The organism is Streptomyces sp. NPDC014801, from assembly GCF_043082085.1.
Classification (GTDB): Bacteria; Actinomycetota; Actinomycetes; order Streptomycetales; family Streptomycetaceae; genus Streptomyces.
In genome coordinates, this window is record NZ_JBIBXG010000002.1 from 543,307 (window position 1) to 564,486 (window position 21,180).

At 70.2% G+C, this 21,180-nt stretch carries 25 protein-coding genes; 2 read left to right on the top strand and 23 right to left on the bottom strand.

What is annotated here, in order from left to right:
• Positions 1–57: 57 nt before the first annotated feature.
• Positions 58–780, bottom strand: a complete 723-nt coding sequence (locus tag ACF1AL_RS05980; protein ID WP_391779069.1) for a DNA alkylation repair protein — start codon at positions 778–780, stop codon at positions 58–60.
• A 463-nt stretch (positions 781–1,243) separates the two neighbouring features.
• Here ACF1AL_RS05980 and ACF1AL_RS05985 point away from each other — a divergent pair, with 463 nt between their 5' ends.
• Positions 1,244–1,474, top strand: coding sequence for a helix-turn-helix domain-containing protein (locus tag ACF1AL_RS05985; protein WP_391779070.1), 231 nt, complete (start codon positions 1,244–1,246; stop codon positions 1,472–1,474).
• Between the two features lie 62 nt (positions 1,475–1,536).
• Here the strand turns inward: ACF1AL_RS05985 and cyaB are convergent, their stop codons facing one another.
• From cyaB to ACF1AL_RS06080, 19 genes are all read right to left on the bottom strand, one after another.
• Entirely contained in the window at positions 1,537–2,109 is a 573-nt protein-coding gene (gene cyaB / locus ACF1AL_RS05990) for a class IV adenylate cyclase (RefSeq protein ID WP_391779071.1), read from the bottom strand.
• 4 nt (positions 2,110–2,113) lie between these two features.
• Complete coding sequence (locus ACF1AL_RS05995) at positions 2,114–3,496, bottom strand: hypothetical protein (RefSeq protein ID WP_391779072.1); 1,383 nt, start codon at positions 3,494–3,496, stop codon at positions 2,114–2,116.
• Between the two features lie 199 nt (positions 3,497–3,695).
• Positions 3,696–4,076 carry a DUF6415 family natural product biosynthesis protein gene (locus ACF1AL_RS06000; protein ID WP_391779073.1) on the bottom strand — a complete coding sequence of 127 codons (381 nt, stop codon included), beginning with the start codon at positions 4,074–4,076 and terminating at the stop codon, positions 3,696–3,698.
• On the bottom strand, positions 4,073–4,234 hold the full coding sequence (locus ACF1AL_RS06005; RefSeq protein ID WP_391779074.1) for a hypothetical protein: 162 nt from the start codon (positions 4,232–4,234) through the stop codon (positions 4,073–4,075). The genes ACF1AL_RS06000 and ACF1AL_RS06005 overlap by 4 nt, the downstream gene beginning before the upstream one ends.
• 422 nt (positions 4,235–4,656) lie before the next feature.
• Positions 4,657–5,838: a helix-turn-helix domain-containing protein gene (locus ACF1AL_RS06010; protein ID WP_391779075.1), complete on the bottom strand. Its 1,182-nt coding sequence runs from the start codon at positions 5,836–5,838 to the stop codon at positions 4,657–4,659.
• 106 nt (positions 5,839–5,944) lie between these two features.
• Entirely contained in the window at positions 5,945–6,586 is a 642-nt protein-coding gene (locus tag ACF1AL_RS06015) for an HAD family hydrolase (RefSeq protein ID WP_391779076.1), read from the bottom strand.
• 81 nt (positions 6,587–6,667) lie between these two features.
• Complete coding sequence (locus tag ACF1AL_RS06020) at positions 6,668–6,886, bottom strand: hypothetical protein (RefSeq protein ID WP_391779077.1); 219 nt, start codon at positions 6,884–6,886, stop codon at positions 6,668–6,670.
• Between the two features lie 251 nt (positions 6,887–7,137).
• Positions 7,138–7,809, bottom strand: coding sequence for a collagen-like protein (locus tag ACF1AL_RS06025; protein ID WP_391779078.1), 672 nt, complete (start codon positions 7,807–7,809; stop codon positions 7,138–7,140).
• Entirely contained in the window at positions 7,806–8,072 is a 267-nt protein-coding gene (locus ACF1AL_RS06030; protein WP_391779079.1) for a hypothetical protein, read from the bottom strand. The genes ACF1AL_RS06025 and ACF1AL_RS06030 overlap by 4 nt, the downstream gene beginning before the upstream one ends.
• Positions 8,073–8,109: 37 nt before the next feature.
• Entirely contained in the window at positions 8,110–8,310 is a 201-nt protein-coding gene (locus ACF1AL_RS06035) for a hypothetical protein (RefSeq protein WP_391779080.1), read from the bottom strand.
• Between the two features lie 3 nt (positions 8,311–8,313).
• Positions 8,314–9,291 carry a glycoside hydrolase family 25 protein gene (locus ACF1AL_RS06040; RefSeq protein ID WP_391779081.1) on the bottom strand — a complete coding sequence of 326 codons (978 nt, stop codon included), beginning with the start codon at positions 9,289–9,291 and terminating at the stop codon, positions 8,314–8,316.
• Complete coding sequence (locus ACF1AL_RS06045; RefSeq protein WP_391779082.1) at positions 9,288–9,563, bottom strand: hypothetical protein; 276 nt, start codon at positions 9,561–9,563, stop codon at positions 9,288–9,290. The genes ACF1AL_RS06040 and ACF1AL_RS06045 overlap by 4 nt, the downstream gene beginning before the upstream one ends.
• A gap of 19 nt (positions 9,564–9,582) precedes the next feature.
• Entirely contained in the window at positions 9,583–9,879 is a 297-nt protein-coding gene (locus tag ACF1AL_RS06050) for a hypothetical protein (protein WP_391704844.1), read from the bottom strand.
• 64 nt (positions 9,880–9,943) lie between these two features.
• Entirely contained in the window at positions 9,944–10,447 is a 504-nt protein-coding gene (locus ACF1AL_RS06055; protein ID WP_391779083.1) for a hypothetical protein, read from the bottom strand.
• Positions 10,444–11,250 (bottom strand): hypothetical protein, encoded by an 807-nt coding sequence (locus ACF1AL_RS06060; RefSeq protein ID WP_391779084.1) that lies wholly within the window; start codon positions 11,248–11,250, stop codon positions 10,444–10,446. The genes ACF1AL_RS06055 and ACF1AL_RS06060 overlap by 4 nt, the downstream gene beginning before the upstream one ends.
• Positions 11,251–12,321, bottom strand: coding sequence for a DUF5047 domain-containing protein (locus tag ACF1AL_RS06065; protein ID WP_391779085.1), 1,071 nt, complete (start codon positions 12,319–12,321; stop codon positions 11,251–11,253).
• Between the two features lie 10 nt (positions 12,322–12,331).
• Complete coding sequence (locus tag ACF1AL_RS06070; protein ID WP_391779086.1) at positions 12,332–13,798, bottom strand: hypothetical protein; 1,467 nt, start codon at positions 13,796–13,798, stop codon at positions 12,332–12,334.
• Positions 13,798–18,399 (bottom strand): phage tail tape measure protein, encoded by a 4,602-nt coding sequence (locus ACF1AL_RS06075; protein WP_391779087.1) that lies wholly within the window; start codon positions 18,397–18,399, stop codon positions 13,798–13,800. Before ACF1AL_RS06075 ends, ACF1AL_RS06070 begins: the two co-directional genes overlap by 1 nt.
• 82 nt (positions 18,400–18,481) lie before the next feature.
• Positions 18,482–18,964, bottom strand: coding sequence for a hypothetical protein (locus ACF1AL_RS06080; protein WP_391779088.1), 483 nt, complete (start codon positions 18,962–18,964; stop codon positions 18,482–18,484).
• Positions 18,965–19,048: 84 nt separating this feature from the next.
• Here ACF1AL_RS06080 and ACF1AL_RS06085 point away from each other — a divergent pair, with 84 nt between their 5' ends.
• Entirely contained in the window at positions 19,049–19,411 is a 363-nt protein-coding gene (locus tag ACF1AL_RS06085) for a hypothetical protein (protein WP_391779089.1), read from the top strand.
• A 67-nt stretch (positions 19,412–19,478) separates the two neighbouring features.
• Here the strand turns inward: ACF1AL_RS06085 and ACF1AL_RS06090 are convergent, their stop codons facing one another.
• From ACF1AL_RS06090 to ACF1AL_RS06100, 3 genes are read right to left on the bottom strand one after another with little or no spacing between them, the layout of a single operon-like run.
• Positions 19,479–19,901: a hypothetical protein gene (locus ACF1AL_RS06090; protein WP_391779090.1), complete on the bottom strand. Its 423-nt coding sequence runs from the start codon at positions 19,899–19,901 to the stop codon at positions 19,479–19,481.
• The gene (locus ACF1AL_RS06095) at positions 19,898–20,929 is read right to left on the bottom strand and encodes a phage tail tube protein (protein ID WP_391779091.1); all 1,032 of its coding nucleotides are present in this window, start codon (positions 20,927–20,929) and stop codon (positions 19,898–19,900) included. The genes ACF1AL_RS06090 and ACF1AL_RS06095 overlap by 4 nt, the downstream gene beginning before the upstream one ends.
• A complete protein-coding gene (locus tag ACF1AL_RS06100; RefSeq protein ID WP_391779092.1) occupies positions 20,929–21,180 on the bottom strand; it encodes a hypothetical protein in 252 nt (83 codons plus the stop codon). Before ACF1AL_RS06100 ends, ACF1AL_RS06095 begins: the two co-directional genes overlap by 1 nt.

Genomic DNA, 21,180 nt, shown 5'->3' on the forward strand with positions numbered 1-21,180 from the left:
CGTCGATCATCGCCGGGCCCCTGCCCGCCGTCCAACGATTTTTCCCGGTACGGCCGTTCAGCCGCCGATGTTCTTCAGCGCCTCGCGCACCGTCAGCGGCGCGAACCGGCCGCGCTCGCGGGCGAGGAAGTCGCGTACGGCGTCGGGGTCGGTCTTGGCGTATTCGCGCAGGGCCCAGCCGATGGCCTTGCGGACGAAGAAGTCGGGGTGCCCGCTACGGCGCAGGCAGTACGCGAACAGCCGCTCGGTGTCGGTGCGTTCGCGGTAGCGCAGCTGGTGCAGCAGGGCGGCGCGGGCGACCCACAGGTCGTCGTCGGCGATCCAGGCGTCCATGGTGGCCGCGAGCGCCGGGTCGGCCGCGACGAGGGGGCCGACGACGTGGACGGCGAGCGCGTCCACGGTGTCCCACCACGGCACGGTGGTGATCAGGCGGTGCACGACGGGCAGGAAGGCCGAGGTGCATACGCGCACGTGGCGGCGGAGGTAGTCGGCCGCGAAGTAGTGGTACTCCCGCTCGGGCAGCGCCCAGCAGCGCAGCGCGACGGCCGCGCAGTCCGCCTCGCGGGGGCGTGCCGTTCCCGCCAGGACGGTGCGGGACAGCGCGCGTCGCTCGGGGGTGGGGATGCCGAGGAAGGGCACGACGTTCTTCATGTACGCGCGCGTGGCGGCGGCGCGTTCGGGGTCGGCCGCGGCCCCGTACACCTCGGTCAGCCGCGGCAGGACGACATCGGCGAGCGCGCTGCGCGGCACGGCGGCCGGACCCGCACCTGTGACGGTCATGAGACGCACCATACGGCGATCAGACATGTCCGTCGGTTAGTGTCACCGGATGGTTGGTGCCAAAGAAAACACCGATCTATAGCCTGCGCGCAAGTTCGCAGGTGAGGGACCGGTTCAGGGGCGCCGGGCTGAGGCCGGCGCCTGCCCGCAGACAGCACGGCCCCGCCGCGCGTGAGGCTTCCGGACCCCCATGTGCGCGGCGGGGCGGGTGGTACGTGCAGCAGCCTGCTACCGGAATCCACGATTCGGAAGTGTGCGGACGGCATATGCCTCGACGGCCGCTTCACACCCCCGTGTGAATTCGCGCGCGCCCGCTGGCCGAAAATGACCCGCCCCGACGGGGCTCTTCCGGAGACCACTGTCGGGGCGGGGGCCAGGCGCAGGCCGACTTACCTGACTGTGCGTCAGAAAAAGCATCAGCCCTGGTGCTGACATGTGACCATGATCCGTCCAGTTTTGTCGAGTGCCTCGCGACATCCCGGACTGGATCATCGAACGCCGCCGGGAGCTGGGCGAGCGCATCGCAGACCTGCGCGTCGCCGCCCAGCACACCCAGGAATCCTTCTGCGAGGCCACCGGCCTGAGCCGCAGCCACCTCCAGCGCATCGAGTCCGGTGAGGCCGACCCTCGCTACGGCGACCTGCTCAGGATCGCCGACGCCCTGGGCACGCGCGTCTCCGTCCTCACCCGCTAACCCAAGAGGCCCCGCCCATCCGCCACGGGGGAAGCGGACGAGCGGGGCCGGTCAGGAACGGCTCACTGAGCCACCTGCTCCAGAACAAGGTCCCGGTAGGGCAGGTCGACGGTGGGCAGGTCGGCCACCCCGAGGCGAGCTTCCGTCTGGTCGACCCGCACCGCCGCGGTGTCCGGGGCGTCGCTGATGACCTCGGTCTCGACGAAGAAGCCGGCGCCGGTGACGGCGTCGATGCTGACGCTGACCCCTGGATGCATCGCGTGCCGGTAGGTGGTGCGGTGCTTCTCCACTTGGACCAGGCGCCGCATGCCGATGTTCTCCAGCAGCTGGTCCGCTTGCTGCGCCTGGTCGAAGGCGAGCAGGACGTTCGTCTCCTTCTTGGAGATCATGTCCTCGGCGCTGTGCGTCGCCGCGCTGGTCGGCGGCTTGTAGGTGATCTCGGAGAAGTCGCCGCGGCGCCGGACGCGCAGGCACTCCACCGTCTCCATGTAGTCGACGTCGGGACGGCTGTAGTAGGTGTCGACCTCGGTCACCGGCGCGTCCGGCGTCCAGCCGAGCCCGGCCAGCATCCGCGCCACGGTCGTCCCGTCGTCGGGGAGCCGGCGTTTGCGCTCCACTTCGATGTGCCCGTCCAACAGGTCATCCTCCTTGATTGATCGCTGAGTAGACGCGGGCGAGGCTGCCCTTGCTGCACCACTGCTGAAGGCAGTGCATCCCTTCCGACAAGGATTCCGTGTCGGCGATGGGGACGTTGGTGAACAGCACCATCTGCTTGGCGTCGCGCAGCGGGTTCGGCAGGGCGCGCCGCAGGTAGCGGTTGTAGTAGGCCCGGTCGCGGCGCCGCACGTCGCCGATCCTCACCGGCATGAGCACCGTGCGCTGCTCCTGGGCGGCCTCCGTCGAGTGCACGGCCACGGCCGCGAGCAGGGCGTCCAGCGTCATGTACGCGTACGTCTCGCGGCCCTCGCGGGTCACCCAGCTCTGCCAGACCTCCGCGCACTCGCCGTCCCCGCGTTCGGCGAGGCTGAGGAACGCGTTCAGGGCGATGTCGGTGCACTCGTCGAAGATGTCGCCGTCGACGGTGTGGTGGTCCAGGTAGTGCTCGCTGAGGGCCAGCAGCATGGACCGCTGCGAACCAGGTAGCCAGTCGGTGCCCGTCAGGTCGTAGTGCACCCGCTTGTGGCCGTGCTTGGCGTCGATCCAGTCTCCGGCGAGCGGGCCCTCGAGGTAGGGCCTGAAGCCGAGGACGCCGGATCGCCACACGTGGTCGCGCAAGGTGATGTAGTGCCGCTGCACTTCGCGGAAGACGCCCACCGGGGCTGCGGCAACCGCGCTGGTCGTCTCATCCAGCCTTTCGGCCGGCACGATCCGGGAGTCCTGCCGGAAGACGACCAGGTCGGCGTCGCTGTGGTAGGGGTGGGTGCCGTGTTCGAGGTACTGCGGGACGAACATCCGCAGGAACCGAAGCCACGACCGGGACGTGTAGGTCTGCAGCGACCGGTCGTGCAGGGACGTGCTCTTGACCGCGTACACGTCCCGGTAGGCGAACAACCCGCCCGGGCGAAGGATCGCCGGCAGTGTGCGGATGACCGCATGCAGGCCCGTGTAGCCGCCGGCGTAGGAGTAGACCTCGTGCAGGAGCGCGGAGGCGCTGATGACGTCCACCGGTTCCGTGAGGACGGTGCCGATGTCCTGGGCGAAGCCGGACACCAGCGTGCACTGTCCCACTCGGTTGAAGGCGTCCATGGCGTCGGCGAGGGACGCCGAGGTCACGCCAGGCACCTCAACGAGGGTGAGGCGCGGCTTGCCGGCGGGCGCCTCGCCCAGGGAAAGCTGGGAGGCCAGGTAGGCGACGGCGGAGCCGCCACCGGGGCCCACCTCAACAAGGTGCGGGCTGTCGGTGTGCAGCCGCTTGAGCGCTTCCAAGGCGAGGCACGCCTTCTCCTCGCCGTGAGCGTTGGCGGCCACGTCGAGGTAGGTGGACGCCGTCTTGAGCATCGTTTGGAATGCCGTACCAGACACATTCCCCTCCAGGGATGTGCGCGGTTGGAACCCCTCCCGCCGGGGCTTCCGGTCCACCGGGCGGGAGGGGCGTTCTTGGGGTGCGACCCTGACCCTGCGGTCGCCATGGGGGTGCGTCAGCTGGGCGTCCGCGCCAGCACCAAGGCGAGGACCGGGGCGGTCACGGCAGCCACGTACACGAGCAGGCCGGTGATCGTCTTCATCGCTGGGCGTGGCCCTTGACCTCGTAGTGGTCGCAGAGCGCGCGCAGCACGCGGGCCAGGCGCCGGGCGTGGCCGGCCTCGCCGCCGTAGCGGGGGGTGGCGTACTGGCTCAGCTTGCGGCGGGCCTCGCCGATGCAGGCGAGCGCGCAGTAGCGGGCGACGCTGTCCTTGGGCATCCGCGCGGCCTTGGCCTCGACCTCCGGGATCAGCAGCTCCAACTGGCCGCGCAGCAGGCCGGTGAGCGCCGCCAGGTCGTCGGGGACCGGCGGCGGCATCTCGCGGCCGTCCTCCGGCCCGAGCAGCTGCGCCGCGGTGGCCCGCATCGTGGCGATGTCGACGGGGGCGGTCGTGCTGCTGCTGTCGAGGGTGGCGTTCACCGAGTGACCGCCTGCCCGGCGCGGCAGCGAGGGCACTTGCACGGCGGGAAGGCGGAGGAGACCGGCAGCGGGTCCTCGCCGTACGGGATGACGCTGATCTCGCCGCGGTCGCGGGTGATCGTGCCCGCGCGGTCGACCTGGTAGACCCGGATCGTCATTTTGTGTCCGGGTGGGCGGCTCTGGGACGGGCCTGTACCGTTCGTCATGTCGACGCTCCCTGGTTGGTTTGAGCGTTGGCCATGCCCCGGGGCCGGTCGCGCGGTCGCCGGGGTCTGCTGGATTTCGCCGGTCACGGCGGCGAGTCCTTTGCGCGGCACCCGCATGTGACGATCTGCCACACGCGGCTGCTGTCGCGCAGCACAACGTGGCCGGCGGCGCGCAGGGTCCTGTTCACTGCTCCGCAGTCGAAGCAGGCTTCACCGTGGAGTCGGGCGATGCTCACCCGCCCGTCGATGACGGTGGGCGCAAGCTGTGTGTCGGGCATCGCGTCCCCCCATCTACTGCTGGTTCCTGCGCGTGCAATAGATAGTGGGGGCTGCCAGGTACCCCAAGTACCCCGCCTAGGGGTAGTAGCGGGTGCTCAGTTTGCGGAGCACCACTCGGCGAAGTTGGAGAGTGTCTCGGAATCCGCGCGCTTCAGGCGGCGCAGGGTGGAGGCATCTTCACGGACCCAGGGGTGTTCGCGGGTGTGCTGCGGCGCGATGCGCCGGGCGACCTTCAGCGACTCGAAGGCGTCGTCGGGCATGCCCGACCACAGCTGAGCGCGGGCCAGTTCGATGTAGAACCCCGATCGCCGCTCAGCTGGGAGATCCGTCGGCGGCTTCCACTGCCTGGCCACGTCCAGCGCACGCCCAACGTGCTCATCGCCGAGGCTCACGGCTACGGATACCTCGTGGATGCGGACCGAGTCGGGCCCGAAGGCAGTGCCGCGGTACACGTCCTCTGGAACCTGGTCGGCGAGCGCCTGGGCCTCTTCCAGGTGGGTGACGGCAGCCGATGCGTCCCGTGCCCGACCGGCGATGACCGCTGCCCTCATGTGCAGCGCGCCGCGAGCGGCGACCTCGTGCCGGCTGGACGGCGCTGGGGCGGTGTCCAAGGCCTGCTCGAGAGCACGAAGGCCCGCGGCGTGGGCGCGCGCGGCGAAGAAGGTCTCGGTGCGCACGTAGGCGACGGACGCAGCCAGCAGCGGATCGCCTGTCTCAGGCGCGGCCCACCTCATGAGCTCGATGAGCCGCGCGGAGAGGTCGCGGGCGCCGAACTTGTACGCCACCGCGTCGGCTGAGCGGTACGCCCGGACCAGAAGGCCGGCCAGCTCGGCTCGTTGCTCTGGCGCGGCCGCGTGGTAGGCGCGGGCCAGCTCTGCGAGCAGGTCAGGCATCCGGCGGGCGATGCGGGTGTACTGGGCGGACAGACGCCATTCGGCAGCCTCGCGGACGGCGGCGTTCAGCTCCGGGAGGGGCCGGATGGGGCCGTCCTCGGGCATGTCGTACGTGGTGATGACCGCGGAGAGGGCGGGGAGAGCGTCGTGCACCGGAGTGTGGGCCGGGCCGCGGTCTTTGCGGAGCTGCGGCGGGTCAAGGGACAGGGCGGCCGCGATGGCTTCGAGGGTGACGTCGCTGACGCCTCGCTCGCCGCGCTCGATCTTGCGGATCGTCCCGAGCGCGACGCAGGCAGCCTGGGCGAGCTGCTTCTGCGTCATGCGCCTCAGCCGCCGGTAGTAGGCGATCCGGCGCCCTACCTCGCCATACCCAAGTGCTGCCATTGCGGCTCCAGTTCAGTACGGTCATTTCACACCGTACCGGCAGCGAGACGCTCTGTGCACGCCTTGGGATGTGGCGAAGGGCGCCGCGTCGGGGCCGCAGCCGTGGTCAGCTGCCGGTCAGCTCCACAAGCTGGGCGAGGCTGTCGATCCGCCAGTCCGCCGCTTCCCTGACGTCCGGGTCGTCCGCCCACAGGTGCCCCCACGGGCCACGGCGCACGTGCGCCACACGGAGCCCAGCCGCCTTCGCGGGGAACACGTCGTTCGCCGGGTGGTCGCCGATGTACAGCGTGGCCTCGGGGGCTGCCTGCGCCACCTCGATGACCCGCTGGAAGAACTCCGGCTGCGGCTTCGCGACCCCCCACTCCCCCGAGGTGACGATGAGATCGGCCGGCAGATCGAGGCCGCGCAGAAGCTCCCCCGCGCGCGGTGTCTGGTTGCCCGCGATGATCACGCGCGCACCGGCCTGCCGGAGGGCTGCCAACACCGGGCGCACGTCGCCATAGAGGTCGCTCTCCGCGAGCTGCTCCCCTCGGCCCGCAGCCTCCCGGGCCTGATACTCGGCAACGACGTCGATGTCCGGCCGGGCCAGGCGCAGCGCCTCGGCGTTGTCGAACCCTTGGGCGACCACTGCACCGACGAGGGCGGACAAGGTGTGACGTGGGATGCCAAGCCAGTCGGCCCACGAAGCCCAGTAGCGGTCGTCCCGGGTGATGGTCTCGCCGACGTCGAACACAAACGTTTCAATCACGCCTGGAGCCTACGGCGCGCGGCTCCGGCCACGTACAAGCGCGGCCCCGCCGGCTGGTCGGCGGGGCCGCGCCAGGCTCAGTCACTCGCGCAGGTAAGCGAGGACCATCATCCCGGCGGTGAAGACCCCAAAGGCCGCGCCAGCGCCAGCAGCACTAGCAAGGTAGAACGTGAGGCCGCCCACAGCACCAGCGAAGATACCGGTGACAAGCCCGGCGATTCCGGCAATCAGGCCGAGGACTGTGACGCGCATCCCCTTGGGAAACAGCCCACCTGGGTCGGGCGGCTGTGTAACGTGCATAGCGTGGTCCTTGTCTCTGCGAAGTGACTCATGACCCGTTAGGAGCCCGCCGGTTGCCGTAGGAAGCCCGGCGGGCTCTCTGCCGTGGTAACTGGATTCTGATGCGACAGAGTCCGAAAATCCCAACTAGCCCGGCTGTTTGTGGCGTTGTTCACCAACGGGCCCTCTAGGCCGGTCAATTGTCAGTCCCGCGTGGTATGCGCACGGAAAAGGCCCCCCGCCGCCCGAAGGCGGCGGGGGGCAGCGAGCGTTCAGACGTACTGGCGGCGGTGCGGGTCCAGGGCGAGGGCCAGCGGCGACGACGGCGGGCTGCTGTCGCCGGGCTGGGGCGCTCCGTCCTTCCGGCAGACCAGGGCATCCGGGTCGTAGCTGGGGGCCTGGAGGCTGTAGCCGGTGGGGCAGGTCTGTCCGTCCTTGCCGTCGCGGCCGTCCTTCCCGTCCTGGCCTGCCGGCCCTGGCGGTCCAGCGGGGCCCTGCTCGCCTTGCGGGCCTTCGGGACCGGCGGGCCCTGGCGGCCCCGTTGCCCCGGCCGCGCCGGGCACGCCGGGCACGCCGTCGGCCCCCGACCGGCCGGGCGGACCCGCGGGGCCGGCGGAGCCGGGCGGTCCGGGCGGTCCGGGCGGCCCTGGGATGGGCACCGGCACCTTCGCGCGCGCCGGGAGGTCCTCGACGGCCTTCGCCGGGTCGGGCGCCACCGGAGTCTTGCCCTCGGCCTTCACCTGCTCTCGCAGCGCCCGCACATCCCCGGCCAGCGTCGACACCGCTGTCCCGCGCAAGTCCGCTTCGTGGGCAAGCTGGTCGGCGAGCTGAGCACGGTCGACGAGCAGCCATGACACCGCGGCCGCGCCACCGAGGAACAGCAGGACGGCCAGCGCCCACAGCAGGTGACGGCCCCGGTACAGGACGCTCTGCGCCCGCTTCACGGTGTACCGCCAAGCTGCTGCACCAGAAGCTTCAGGCGCGCGATCTCCAGGTCTTTCGCGGCCAGCTCGGCGCGCAGTGTGCTGAGCTCCTCGCGAAGCTCCCGGCGCTCCTCCTGGAGCTGATCCGTCAGCGAGTTGAAACCCGTCACGGCGTTGCCCTCCCGGGCTGCCCGATTCGCGCCGCGGGAGCCGTACATGGCGCCGAGCGCGGCCACGGGCCCGCCGATCAGAGCGGCGATCGCCGTCACCATGGCCGCGTCCACGCCCCCACCTTCCCGCTGACGCACACATCGGGCAGAGTCAGGCCCCCGGCTCGGCGGCGTCCTTGGTCGTCTGCCGGTTCGGGACAGCCCACGTCACGCCGAGACCGCCGAGGACCGCCAGGGCGATCGTGACACCCTCGGCGGCCGTCACCTGCCCGTCCTGGACCGCGGTCGCCGCGGCGGCGCTTCCGGCTGCGACGCCGGCCACGACTGCCTTCCACATCTTCGAGATCTTCACGGCTCAGCCCTCCTGCTCGTTGGTGACGTCCAGGTGCACGTGGATGGACTCGATGGCCTGCCGCAGCTCGGCGACGATCGCGCCGGCGTCGAGGTGGCCGACGCCGGAGGCCAGGGTGGCGACCGTCTTCACGAGCTGGTCGATGGTCTGGCCCTGCGCGTCGACCTTCGCGAGCAGCTGCTTCACCAGCGTGTTGGTCTCCCGGTCCTGGCGGTATCCGAACCGCAGGTAGCTCTCCGGGGACCAGTACCGGTTGCCGGTCTTGTCCTTGTCGCCGTCCGGGGAGGCGAGGACCCCGTCGGTCTGCCACAGCGTCTTCACGTCTTCATCGGTCGCCACGAGGGCCTCCTTGGTCTCGGTGCCTGCCGCCCAGGCGCGGAACTCGGCCTCGGTCATGTAGGCGATGGAGCGGTCCATGGGCTGGCTGGTGAACTGCCAGATGAGGGGGGTCCAGCCGTGCGGGCGCGGCTGGGGGGCGGCCTCAGCACGGTTGTAGTCCGCGGGCCCCCACGGGTAGGCCGGGTACCAGAGCGGCAGCCCGGCCGGGACGTGGCCGGCGGCGAGGTCGTCGGCGGACGTGTAGATGCCGACGCGCTGCCCGGGGAATGCGCGCTGCACGGCCCCGGTCCACGCCGACACGTACGCCCGGATCTGGGAGGCGGTGCGGCCGTGGTAGTTGCGGCCGTCGCTCATGCGCTCGAGGTCGAGCCAGTGGACGAAGCCCGGCCTCGCGTACGGCTTCACCGCGGAGATGTAGTTCGCCGCCTCCGCCGTGGCGTCCTGGTTGGGCCAGGCGAAGTGGTAGGCCCCAGCGATCAACCCGGCCTTGATGATTCCGGCGATGTGCGTGTCGAAGCGGGGGTCCCGCGAGTGCTGGCCCTCGCTGGCCTTGGCGAAGGCGAAGCAGACGCCGGCCCGCTTGTGGGCGGCCCAGTCCTGCGGGCCCTGAAAGGCGGATACGTCGATGCCGCGGGCGGTCACGAGATCACCGGCCAGGACCAGGTGCCGGGTTCGTCTCCCATGTGCCGGGAGGTGGCCCAGTAGGTGTCGTCGCCGTCGAGCATGACCTTGAGGTTGGCGACGTCGGCAGGGTTCGCGGGGAAGGTCTTCACGACCGTTGCCGGGTAGCGGTCGCCTTCACGGACGAAGTTGCCGTTGGCGCCGCTGTGGTGACGCTGCTGGGTGATGTGCCGGGCGTCTTCCTCGGACAACCGGTAGATCACCACGCGGCCGATAGCGGGCGGCTGGGGCATGTGGCCCTCCTTCATGGGGTCAGGCGGGGATCCAGGCCCCGTTGCGGACGAATCCGTGGGTGCCGCAGCAGGGCCAGAGCAGGGAGGGCTCCAGGTGCAGGGGCTCACGGGAGACGAGGGTGTGGTCGGGTGCGGCCTGTGCCTGCCACCGGCCTTGCTGGCTGCACCAGTGCCAGAACCACGGGTTCGGATCGGTCGGGTCCGCGGTGAGATGCGGCGGCACCCAGCCGTAGGCGATGTCCTCGCTGAGCTGGTGCACTTCGGTCCACCAGTCGCACCAGTTCGACGGTGGGTCGCTTCGGTCGCTGAATGCCACGGGCGGGCCTCCGGACATGAGAAAAGCCCGCACGCTGGCGGGCGTCGGTGCTGGAAGCGTCGGGCTACGGAAGGCCCCACACGTCGATGTTGCGGTAGTCGCAGGTGGCGGTGGACGGGCTGTTGACCCTGTGCTTGAGGGAGACCGTCAAGGTCTCCCCGGGCACCAGACCGGTCAAGCGCTTGGTCAGGCACAGCGAGATGTTGTTCGTACCGTTCACGATCAGCGCCGCGGTGTCGTTCGGCGAGTAGACCGTGCCCGAGGTCGAGCCGACCGCCTGCCAGCTGGTGATCGCGTTCAGGGTGCTGCTCGAGTTGCGCTGCGTGCACCGGATCGCCACCATCACCTTCCCGCTGGGCGGCACGGTCACCGAGCAGGAGAAGACGCCGCCGGTGGCATCGGCGTAGCTGGTGCTGGTGGTGGTGCGGGAGGCGGTGTCCTCCGCTTCGGCGCTTCCGATCGTGATGAGGCCGTCCACGTCCGTGGCCAGCGTCTGGAAGTGCTCCCAGAGCCGGGTGTGATCCGTCGACTCCGGGTAGTGGATGCCCTTCGCGGTCTGCTGCGTCATCCGCGCCTCCAGTTGATCGTGAGTGTCCAGGCGGCAGACCAGCTGCCGCGGCCGGCGAGCTGGATGTACGGGGAGTCCGAGCTGATGGAGATGGCGAGGCCTCCGCGAGTGCCGTCGACCATGGCCTGCGCCCAGGACGTCGGGATCGCGAACGAGCTGGCGGTCGCATTGACGGGCAAGCTCGGGCCCGCCGCGGTCTCGTTCAACGTGGGAGCGCCAGAGGGCCGCGTGGATTGCGAGACGAGGCGCAGCGTCGGCGTGCGGGCGGCGAAGTCGCCGGCGGACAGCCGCCGTACCTGAATGGTGGCGCTGGTGACAGTCGCCCCGGCCAGCGTCCTCGGCTTGCTGCCGTAGAAGGCACACCCGGTCATCCGCCCGTAGCTGGAGCCCGAGTAGCGGCCCTGGAAGGTGTCGAAGCTGTCGATGCCGCCGCCGTCGGAGCGCCAGTGCCCGTCGCGGTAGGTGGCGGTGGAGACCGGGGCGCACACCAGGCGGCCGGTCGTTGTGACGGGCTTCGGGTCGGGTGCGGTGTCGCCGCCGTCCGGGCCGGTGCCGGCCGTGGGCGGCGTGGGCGGTGTGCTGGGCGGCGCGGACGTCTTGGCGATCACCCAGTACACGGAGCCGAGCCGGATCAGCAGCAGGAGGTCACCCGCGGCGACGGTCAGCCCGGTCACCACGCGGGCGGTGACCTCGATGCCGGCGACCCGCACGATGCAGGCCCCGTTCGCGGAGGCGGTGCGGGCTACGCCCGGCAGTGCCCCCTGCCCTGCGGTTGAGATTTTGGTGTCCGCCCAGTCGGCCATCTACAGCACCCTCACGGTCAGGGTCATCTCCTGCGGCGAGTACGGCAGGCTCATGGACTCTATGACGCACAGCGTGTTCTTCAGCCCGGCCCCGGTCACCGAGACGACGTCGCCGGTCATCAGCCCCGGGTGCGGGACCAGGGTGACCGTGAACTTGCGGCCGGCGGTGCGGCGCAGCCGCTTCAGGGTGGTGGCGGCCGCGTCCCGGCACTGGGTGATCGTCGTCAGCAGCGGTGAGGAGAACTTGTACGGCACGGGCAGGGGGCTGAAGGTGCCGCCGTAGCGCAGAGGGCTGCCCGGCTCCTGGTCGTAGACGACGCCCTGGATCTGGTTGCCGAAGCCGTCTTCGCCCTGGGCGACGACCGTGTTGTAGCCGCCGTCGCGGCTGGCGGAGGCCTGCCAGCGCACCACGGTGCCGCCGACCCCGTCGGTCAGGGAGAGCACCGGGGTGGTGCCGTCGCCGAGCGGCTCGACGGAGAGGTAGCCGTCGGGGGTGACGTGCGCGTCCGCCGGCCACGCGTTGAGGACTTCGGTGAGGGCTCCGAGCCGGTCGGTGTCCCACTGGATGCTCAGCGGGACAGTGCGGTCGGTGAGCTGGCTGTCGATGGACACGGTGAGGGCGGGTTCGACCAGGGCGCGGACGACGCTCACGAGGGTGTCCGTGGAGGACGGCTGGAACGGGGCGACCATCTCCGCTTCCTGGATCAACTGGAGCAGGCCGGAGGCGGTGACGCTGACCGTCTCCCCGTCGGTCTCGGATCCGGTGATGAGGAACCAGCCCCGATTGATCCACTCGGTGTGGCCGGGGAGGTCCACGCCGTAGTCCACGCGGAGCATCTGCCCGTAGGCGGCGAGCGGGTGGCCCGGGTCGATCGGCTCCCAGCTGGTGCCGCCGTCCGTGCGCGGCACGCTGAGGGTGATCTGCTCGGGGATGGCCAGGGACCGGTCGCGGCTCTCGCTGCCGTCGGCGACGGGGATGTCGTCGGCCAGGAGCACGCCGCCGAGCCACGACTCTGCGCGGATGCGCATGTCGAAGCCGCTCGTGACGATCGCCAAGGCGGTGTCCGACATGGTCAGCACGTCAGCCCCCGAAGTCGAACGTGGCGATGGACAGAAGGGTGGTGGGGAACGCGGCGGCGATGTCGGCGAGGCTGGTGAAGTTGTTGGCGATGTCCGCCAGGCTGAAGCCGGCCGCCTCGAGGGTGCTAGCCCAGGCCTGCCCTTCAGCGACGGACAGGTCCCATTCGCGGTACTCGGTCTGCCAGTTCGGCTTCTCGGTGTCCTCGAGGAGCGCCAGGTAGCTGTCGACGCGCGGATCGGTGACCTGCTTGCGGATCAGCAGCACGCCCTCGGTGAGCCCCTGGAGGACGGACTGCAGGGCGTCGCCGTCCGCGTTGGTGTCGGTGGACACCGTCACCGTGGACTGGGCGGTCGACCGCGGCTTGCCGACGACGACGTAGCGGCCGCCGACGTTGAAGACGCTCGCCTCCCGGGTGCGTTTCTTGTCCGGCCAGGCCTCGATGAAGCAGGGCGCGCCCACGCCGCGGATGGCGTCGGAGATGACGTCGCTGGGGACGGTGGACGTGATGCTCGCAGAGGTGACGGTCCACTCGTTGCCGTTGATGTCGGTGAGCACGGCCTGGTAGGTGAGCGGGACACCGAAGGGCTGCTCTCCGTCCACTCGGACCATGGCGTTCTGGCCGGTCACGTTCACGTCGACGGCCGCCCGCACTGGCGTCGCCGTGCCGAGGGCCATCCGGTTGATGGTGACGCTGGTGATGTCGCCGGCGGACATGCCGGTGAGGGACAGCAGGTTGCGGGGCGGGAACACGGACTGGGCGGTGACGGTCAGGGTGGCGGTGGCTTCCCGGACGCGCAGCACCCCGCAGGCGCCGGTCGAGGCGGCGGACAGCGTGGCGGCCACGGTGGGGGCCTGCGTTCCGGTGCCCGACGTGACCGCGCCGGTCGCGGCGGCGAACCGGGAGGCGTTGCCCGTGGTGATCGAGTCGTCGGCGAACTCGGTGATGGTGCCGAAGGTGATGCCGGTGGCGGTGATGGCCTCGGCGGTGAGACCGGCGGTGGACAGGGGGATGGCGTAGCCGAGGACGGCGAAGTCGCCAGGGCTCCAGGTGAGCGTGGTCGCCGAGGTGGCGGTGAAGGCGGTGCCCGAGGCAGTGTCCTCGGCGAACGCGAGCGCCCACCGCCATCCGGTGCCCGCGCTGCGGGACAGGCTGTACACCCGGGCGGCGATCGTCGCCCCGGTGCCGGCGGGCTGCGTAGTGGTGGGGGCGGTCTCCGAGGCGGTGAACTCCCGGACGAAGAAGGTGAGCCTGCGCGGGCCGGTGCCCGCGCCGAAGGTGCCGCCTCCTCCGGAGAAGCTGCCCGCCAGTGTCCAGCCCGAGGGTGTCGAGGGGATCGAGTCGGAAGGGTGGCCGGAGACAACCTGGAGCACGCCGAGCATGCCTGCCGTGATCCCGGCCGGGAGGGCCGGGGTCACGGACGTGGTGCCGGATGCCGAGGCGCCTACCGCGCCGAAGCTGATGGTCATCAGCGCCTCCCCACCTGTGCGCGGCGAGCTTGGCGCTGCTCACTGGCCTTGATCATCGGATTGGTGGTGACCCGGATGAGGTCCTTCAGGGTCGGGTCGTCGAAGTGGACGTGGACCTCGGCGCCGCCGAGCTGGCCGCTGCTGAGGAGCTGCACCAACTGGGCGGTGGCCGCGTTCGCGCGCGCGGAGCTGCCGGCCGCGGCGGCCGCGTAGGCGACGGTGGCCAGGCGGCGGCCGGCGGCGGCGACGTGCGGCTGGTGCTGGTCCATGCCGACGACCATGCCGAGCGCGATCTGGCGCCCGACCTGGTCCCGCATCAGCTGCGACGGAGACTTGATCTTCAACGCCTTCTTGATCGCGCTGACGAGGGCGGCGGCCATCTTCGCCATCTGCCGGGTCAAGTCCGCCTCGGTGGCCTTCAGGCCGGCGAGGAAGCCCTTGCCCGCCTGCGATCCCGAGTCGTACATCAGGTCGGCCATGTCCTTGCCGAAGCTGGTCGCCAGCTTGCTGCCGCCCTGGATCAGCTTGTTCAGGCGGCCGATGTCGAACCGTCCGATACGGCTGTCGCTGAGGATGGCCGCCAGGTGGCTTCCCGGGCCTGCGTCCGACAGCTGCGACAGCAGGTCCTTCGACGCGCCGAGCTGCTTCAGCTTCCGGGTGAGGGCCACGAAGTCGGACGCGACCTTCTGCTTGTTCGTCAGCTGACCGATGAGCCCGTTGATGTCCTGGGCGGAGGTCTCGCCGATGGTGAGGAAGTCGCTGATCTTCGAGGACTGGTCGGTGGCGTACTGGTTCGCCGCGGCGATGGTCCGCTGGACGGCGGCCCTGCGGTCCGAGAGCGCCGCCAGCTGGTTGCCCCTGTACATGGCGAACTTGGCGGTCCCGGAGTAGCCGGCGTTGAGGAGCTTCGTCGCCAGGCTCTTGATCGCCGAGTTGATCGCCGCCGCGGTGCCGGTGGCCAGCGTCTTCTGCAGGCCGGTCACGATCGAGTTGGAGATGCCCGTCTTGGCGCTGCGCCGCGCGTTCGCCAGCGCGATCTCCGCGGCCTTCAGCTCCTTCTGCGCGGCCCTCAGCCTGGCCTCGGCGGCGGCCTCGCCCTTGTGGCGGCGCCGCGCGCGGGAGAGGGCGTCCTTGGCTTCCTCGACCTTCTGCCGGTCGCGGGTCACCCGGTCCGCGGCGTTCTGGATGGTGCCGGAGGCGTAGCCGGGCAGCCGGATCCCGTACGCCTGGGCGATCGCCATCGAGTCCTGGTGGTTGAAGATGCGGGTCCCCTGCGGGGTGACCTGCATCAGCTCGGCGCCCTTCTCACCGACCCAGGCCGTCTCGCCGAACTGCGCGAAGCCGCCCTTGGCGTAGCCGCCGGGCCGGGTCATCACGCTGATCCAGTTCTTGCCGTACGCGTGCATCGCGTAGTTGATGCCGGCGTAGATGTTGGCGAGCGGGTCGAGGATGCCACGGCTGCGGAAGGGCCCGGCGTAGGCGGCGAACGTCGACGGGATCGTCTGCATCAAGCCTTGCGACGGGTGGCCGGCCTTCGCGTTCGAGTCCCACAAGTTGATCGCTTCGGGGTTGCCGCCGGATTCCATCTGGATGCGCTTGAGGACGGCGCCGAGCGCGCTCTGCGGCTGCCCGAGCATCGACAGGACGGTGGACACCGTGCTGGCCCAGCGGTCGACGCTGCCGCCCTTGCTGCCCCCGCCGCCGAAGAGGCCCCCGAAGAAGCCGCCCAGCTTGGAGCCGAGCCCCTTCAGCGCCTTCCAGGCCTTGCCCGGCAGGTCCTGCACCTTGATGAGGCCCTTGCCGACGAGCGTGCCCAGGGCGTCAGGGACGCTGCCGAAGACCTTCTTCACGATGTCCGCAGGGTGGTTCTTCACCAGGCCCTTCAGCAGACCCTTGCTCAGGGAGGCGCCGATGCCCATGAACACGCGGGACGGGCTGTTGATCCCGAAGTGCTTCTTGACCCAGCTGACGATCGGGTCGACGAACGTCGACTTGATCCACGTGCCGATGCCCTTCAGGGCGCCCACGATGCCGCTCTTCAGGCCGCCGACCAGGTTGCGGCCCTTGTCGACCAGCCACGAGCCGACGTTACGGAAGGCGCTGGTCATGGGCAGGGCGACGTGGGTGAGGATCCACATGCCGAGCGTGCGGGAGATGCTGACGATGCCGTTCTTCAGGCCGCCGACGAGAGCAGCACCCTTCGACCACAGCAGCGAACCAGCCGACCTGAAGGCGTTCACGGCGGGCCGGCCCATCGTCTCCCACGCCCAGGTGGCCAGGTTGCGCGCCGCAGCGATGCCGCCCCGCTTGAGCCCGGACACGAGCTCGGCGCCCTTCGACCACAGCAGCGAGCCGCCCCGGGCGAAGGGCTTCAGCACGTAGCCGAGGAGCTGACCTGCCCACTTGCCGAGCTGCCCGGCCGCCTTGAGGATGCCGCCGCCCAGGCCCCCGATCATCCGCTCGCCGGCGCCGACGAACCGCCCGGCATAGCCGATGATCTTCAAGGCGAGGCGTCCGACGAACAGGTCGAACTTCACGGCCGCCTGGGGGAAGACCTTGGTGAAGCCCGCCCCGATGCCGTCGAGGATCGCCTTTCCGACGTGCCCCAAAGGCTTGACGATGTACTTCGAGATCCCGTCCGAGAGCGGCTTCGTGAACCCGCCGAGCTTCTCGACCAGCGGCGCGAAGATCTTCAGGATGGGGATCTTGCTGAGGATCTTCGACAGCGGGCCCGCGATCTTGCCGATGCCGAACACCGACAGCACCGCGATGATCGTGTCCCACCAGTGCTTCTTCCAGAAGTCGGCGGAGAACAGCTCGGACCCGAGGCTGGAGACGAAGCCGATCGCGAAGCCCATCGCGTGCCCGCCGACCTTCTTGCCGACGTCCACCCAGTCCATGCCGGCAAGCGCGTCGATCAGCTTCCCGGCGAGCTGGCCCGTGTTCTTGGCGACCCACTCAAAGGCCTTGGCGAGCGCCCCGCCCAGCATCGACCCGATCTTGTTGCCGTCGATGTTGTTGATGCCGTCCGTGACGGCCTTGCGGATCGTCTCCCCCAGCTGCTGCGCCGCGCTCTTGGGCGGCGCCTTCGGCGCCTTGACCAGTGGCGCGGTCAGCCCGGACCCGCCGTGCGGCATCGGCGCCAGCGCGGGCCCCTGCACAACGGTCGTCGGAGCGACCTGCCCCACCCCGTAGTGCGGCTTCTGCTGCAGCGGCCCACCGCCCTTGGCGCCCGTCTGCCCGGACCCGAGGTGCGGCGCGCCACCCAGCGGGCCCGGCAGCACGGTCGTCGGGAACTTGTCGATCGGAGACTTCGGGGCAGGGGCTGCCTTGAAGAAGCCGCCGATTCCCTTGCCGCCGGTCAGCCCGGTCAGGAACCCCGACACCGCCGACTGGGCCTCGCCGATCGCCGACTTGATCTGGCCGACCGGCACCATGCCGCCCAGCGTCCGGCCGAGCCGGGCGGCCGCCGGGATCGCCTTGTCGTTGATGTACCCGACGAAGTTCGTGATCGGCGGCAGGATCACCAGGCCCAGGCGCACCGACATCGACTCCAGGCCGGCGGTGAGCCGCTTCCACTGTGCCTGCGCGGTGGCCCGCTGCTGCCTGACGGCCTCGTCGAACTTGCCGATGGAGCCGTTGATCTGCTCCTGCTTCTTGATCAGCACGTCGAGGTTGTTCAGCATCAGCAGGATGCCGGAGGACGACCGGCCGCCACCGAACGCCCGGGAGAGCAGCTGGGACTGCTGCGCCGCGCTCATCCCGGACTTGTCGAGGTGGTCCTTCAGCAGCGTGAGCGCCCCGATGAGGCCGTCCTTGCCGCGCATCGCCTGGGCGAGCTGCAGGCCAGTGAGGTGGATCTTCTTCAGCTGCTTCTCTGCCGCGCCGGACGGGGCACCGAGCAGGCTGAAGGACATACGCAGCCGGGTCGCGGCCGACGCCGAGTCGATGCCTTCGTCGGTCATCAGCGCGAGAGCCGCGCCGACCTGCTGCATCGACAGGCCGAACGTCTTCGCGCTCGGGAGGATGCCGGTGCCGATCGCAGCGTTGAACTGCTCCATCGACATGTTGCCCGCGCCGATGATCGCGTTGACCGTGGCGACGGCCTCATGGAAGGACGTGGCGCCCTTGATGCCGGTCCGCCAGGCGCCCGCCAGAGCGTTGGTGGTCTGCTCCAGGTTGGCGTGACCCACCGCGGCGAGGTCCGAGGCCTCCTTCAAGGCGGTCATCGCCTCGGCGTTCTCCATGCCCACCGACTTGAGGTGGTACAGGGAGTCCGCGAGCTCCTTCGGCCCCTGCTGGACCTTCCCGCCAAGCTTCAGCACCTGGTCGGACAGGAACTTGACGTCCTTCGCGGTGCCGCCCGCCTGGGTGGAGATGCGGGTCATCTCCCCCTCGAAGTCCGCGGCGGCCTTCGCGGACGCAGCGCCGAGCGCAGCGAGGGCTACCCCGCCGATCTTCAGGCCGCGGCTGATCGCGGCGCCGACGCCGGCGGACTTCTTCTCCAGCCCTGTCGCAGCCTCACCGATACGGAAGAAGGTCCGGCTCGCGTGGTCGCGGGCGACCAGGTCGTACACGACGCGGGTGGTCGTGGAGGACATGCCGCGCCACCTCCCGTCTCAGGGGTCGCAGCGCGGCAGCGCCGATCGGTAATGCGGTCGAGCGGATCAGGAGGTCAGAGAGTCAGGAGATCTTCTTGGCCACGCGGTCGATGGCCCGGTTGACCTGCACACGCGAGGCGGCGCCCATCGGGCGCACGGTCTTGAAGAAGTACGGCTTCGGCTGCTGCTTCACCCACACCTCGCGGTTGCCGAACACGGGGTGCCGCCAGGGCTTCTTCACGCCCTCCATGTACGACTGGAGCGCCCTCTGCTGGGAGGGCATCTTGCGGCCGTCGACACGGATGCGGACGCCCGCGTCCCGGCCGGCCGTGCGCACCTCCAGCTTCACGGCCCTCGACATGCGGCCGCGCAGCCCGTCGGAGCTGAAGCCCTGCTTGGAGGGGATCTGCCGGATGGCCTGCCGTACGGCCGGCACCATCGGCTTCGCCGCCGCCCGCAGCTCCCTGGTGAACTCCAGCTTCAGCTGCCGGTTGTTCATCTGCCGCAGCTCGGCGGCGATGCGCCGCAGGTCCCTCCCCGTGTGCAGCTGAACGTCCGCGACCACGACGCCTCCTTGATCCAGTTGACCCGATATGGGCGCGATGGGAACATCCCGGCCAACTGGGGCCCAGATGTGGGGGGATGAGAAGTGAGCAGCGAGACGAGAGAAGCGCGGCGCCGCTGCGAGGCCTGCGCGCAGGACGTCGCGCCCGTCGAACACACCGGCTGGCGCACCTTCTGGGGATGGGTCGCTGTGCTGCAGCTCGCCGCTGTGGTCGCGGCGATCGTCAACACGGTCAGCGCGATCAGCGTGGACCCGAGCACGGGCGTCGTCGGCTGGCTGGTCCTGTGGCCCGCCGGCATCCATCCGGCCTGGCTCGGCCTCGCCGCGGCGATCGGCGCCCTCCTGGTCGGCGTGGCGCTGACCGGAGCGGCCGGCGCGCACGCCGAGAAGGCAGCCACCTGCCCGAAGTGCGGCCTGCGCCTGGGAGAGCACTCACCGGCTGCCTAGGCGAGGGCCTCGGCCTCCTTGGCCATCCGGTCGCACAGGTCGGCGAGCACGTCGAACTCGTAGAGGGTCAGAGCGCCGATGTCGCAGGGTCGGTACTTGAAGCGGTAGGCGAAGGCTGCGAGGTAGAAGAAGTATCTGGCGTCGGGGTCGCCGGCCCACTCTCGCCAGATACGGGAGTAGGGTCCGCCGGCTCCGCCGCCTGCTGCTCGCCGTCGTCGGCCGGCTCCTCGTCTGCGGGGTCGTCCACCTCGAGGTCGACGTCGTGGTAGTCGAGGGTGTCGAGGTCGCTGAAGCGCAGGTTCTCCCCGGCGCGCTTCTTCGCCAGGTAGATCAGCCCGGCGAGGGCGTCCGGGTCGCCCTCGTCGATGGCTGCGAGCCATCTGGGCGGGGTGAGGCCGGTGTGGACCTTCAGCTCGCGGGCCTCGGCGACCAGGAGCCGGTCGCTGTCCCACTCGTACTCGGTGCCCTCGACGGTCAGTTTGATGATCACAGTGTTGCGTCTCCCGAGACGATGCGGACCTGGATGGGCGGGTTGGTCTCGTCGGAGTAGGCCTCGAAGCTGGTGGACATCGAGACGATGTCCGGGCCGCCGACGTTCGGGCTGGCCGACTTCAGCTTCACCGCCGGGAGGATGATCTCCAGCAGGTCGTTGCTGCCGGACGTGGCGATCGGGTCACCGGTGAGGGTGAGCACCAGCGGCAGGGTGTCGTTGTTCGTGAAGTGGTCGTACAGCTCGGCCTTGTTGAACTCCGCGTTCAGCGACCCGGTGATCGTCGGGGTGTCGTTCTCGAGCTGCTCGGCCTTCAAGCCGCTGTTGCCGATGCCGTAACGGTCGGTGGCCATGGGCGCCTGGCCCTGCACCTGGACCTCGGTGATGATCGTGGCGACCGCGGTGTTGCCGCTCACGGTGGTCTTGCCGGAGGCGGTGGCCGCGGTCCCGCCGAGCTTGAGCGTGGCGTTGGCGAAGGAGAAGACCTTGGCACCGGCGGGGTAGGAGGCGGCCGCGAGCGAGGTGGTCGTGTCCTGGCTGCGCCCGTCGAAGGTGACCTTGAGCTGCGGGATGCCGTTGTCGGAGACGGTGAATTCCCACTGCGTGACCTTGCACCCGGCGTAGGTGAACGGCTTCACCGTGCCCGACGACGGCTCGGGGCGGCCCACCTGCACGGTGAGGCCCTTGCCGCGGAAGTCACCCGGGACGTGGACCTGCTCGGTGGCCGGCGCGGTGAGCGTGGTCGGCGTGTTCAGCGCCGAGCCCAGGCAGTGCTTCCACAGCAGGCCCATGCCCTTGGTCGAGTGCTCCAGCGTGATGTCGCCGGACACCGTCCTACGGGAGATGGACACGCGGGAAGCCCGCTTGTACTTCAGGCCCGCCCGGAGCCCGGTCGGCTCCAGGAAGCTCGGGTCCATCTTCAGGCCCTCGTCGGAGAACTCGTAGGCGTGGTCGGGCGTGACCGCCGTCCCCCACGTCGACTCCGCGCCGATCATCAGCTGGGCATCGAGCCCGGAACCCGTGGCCATCAGCTGTCACCGCCCTTCTTCTCGCTGCCGCTCTCGACGGCCTTCTTGCCGGGCTGCACAACAGCCCAGCGGGACTTGGGGAAGGCGCGGCAGGCGTCGTCCTCGCCGCACAGGTAGGCGTCGTCGGTCTCCTTCAGGGGCCCGGCGACGGTGATGATCTGCCCGGCGTCCACGGCCAGGCTGTTGGGGCTGCCCGGGGGCGCGTACAGGTGCACGGCGTCCCCGGTGTTGCGCAGGCGTACGGCGCTCAT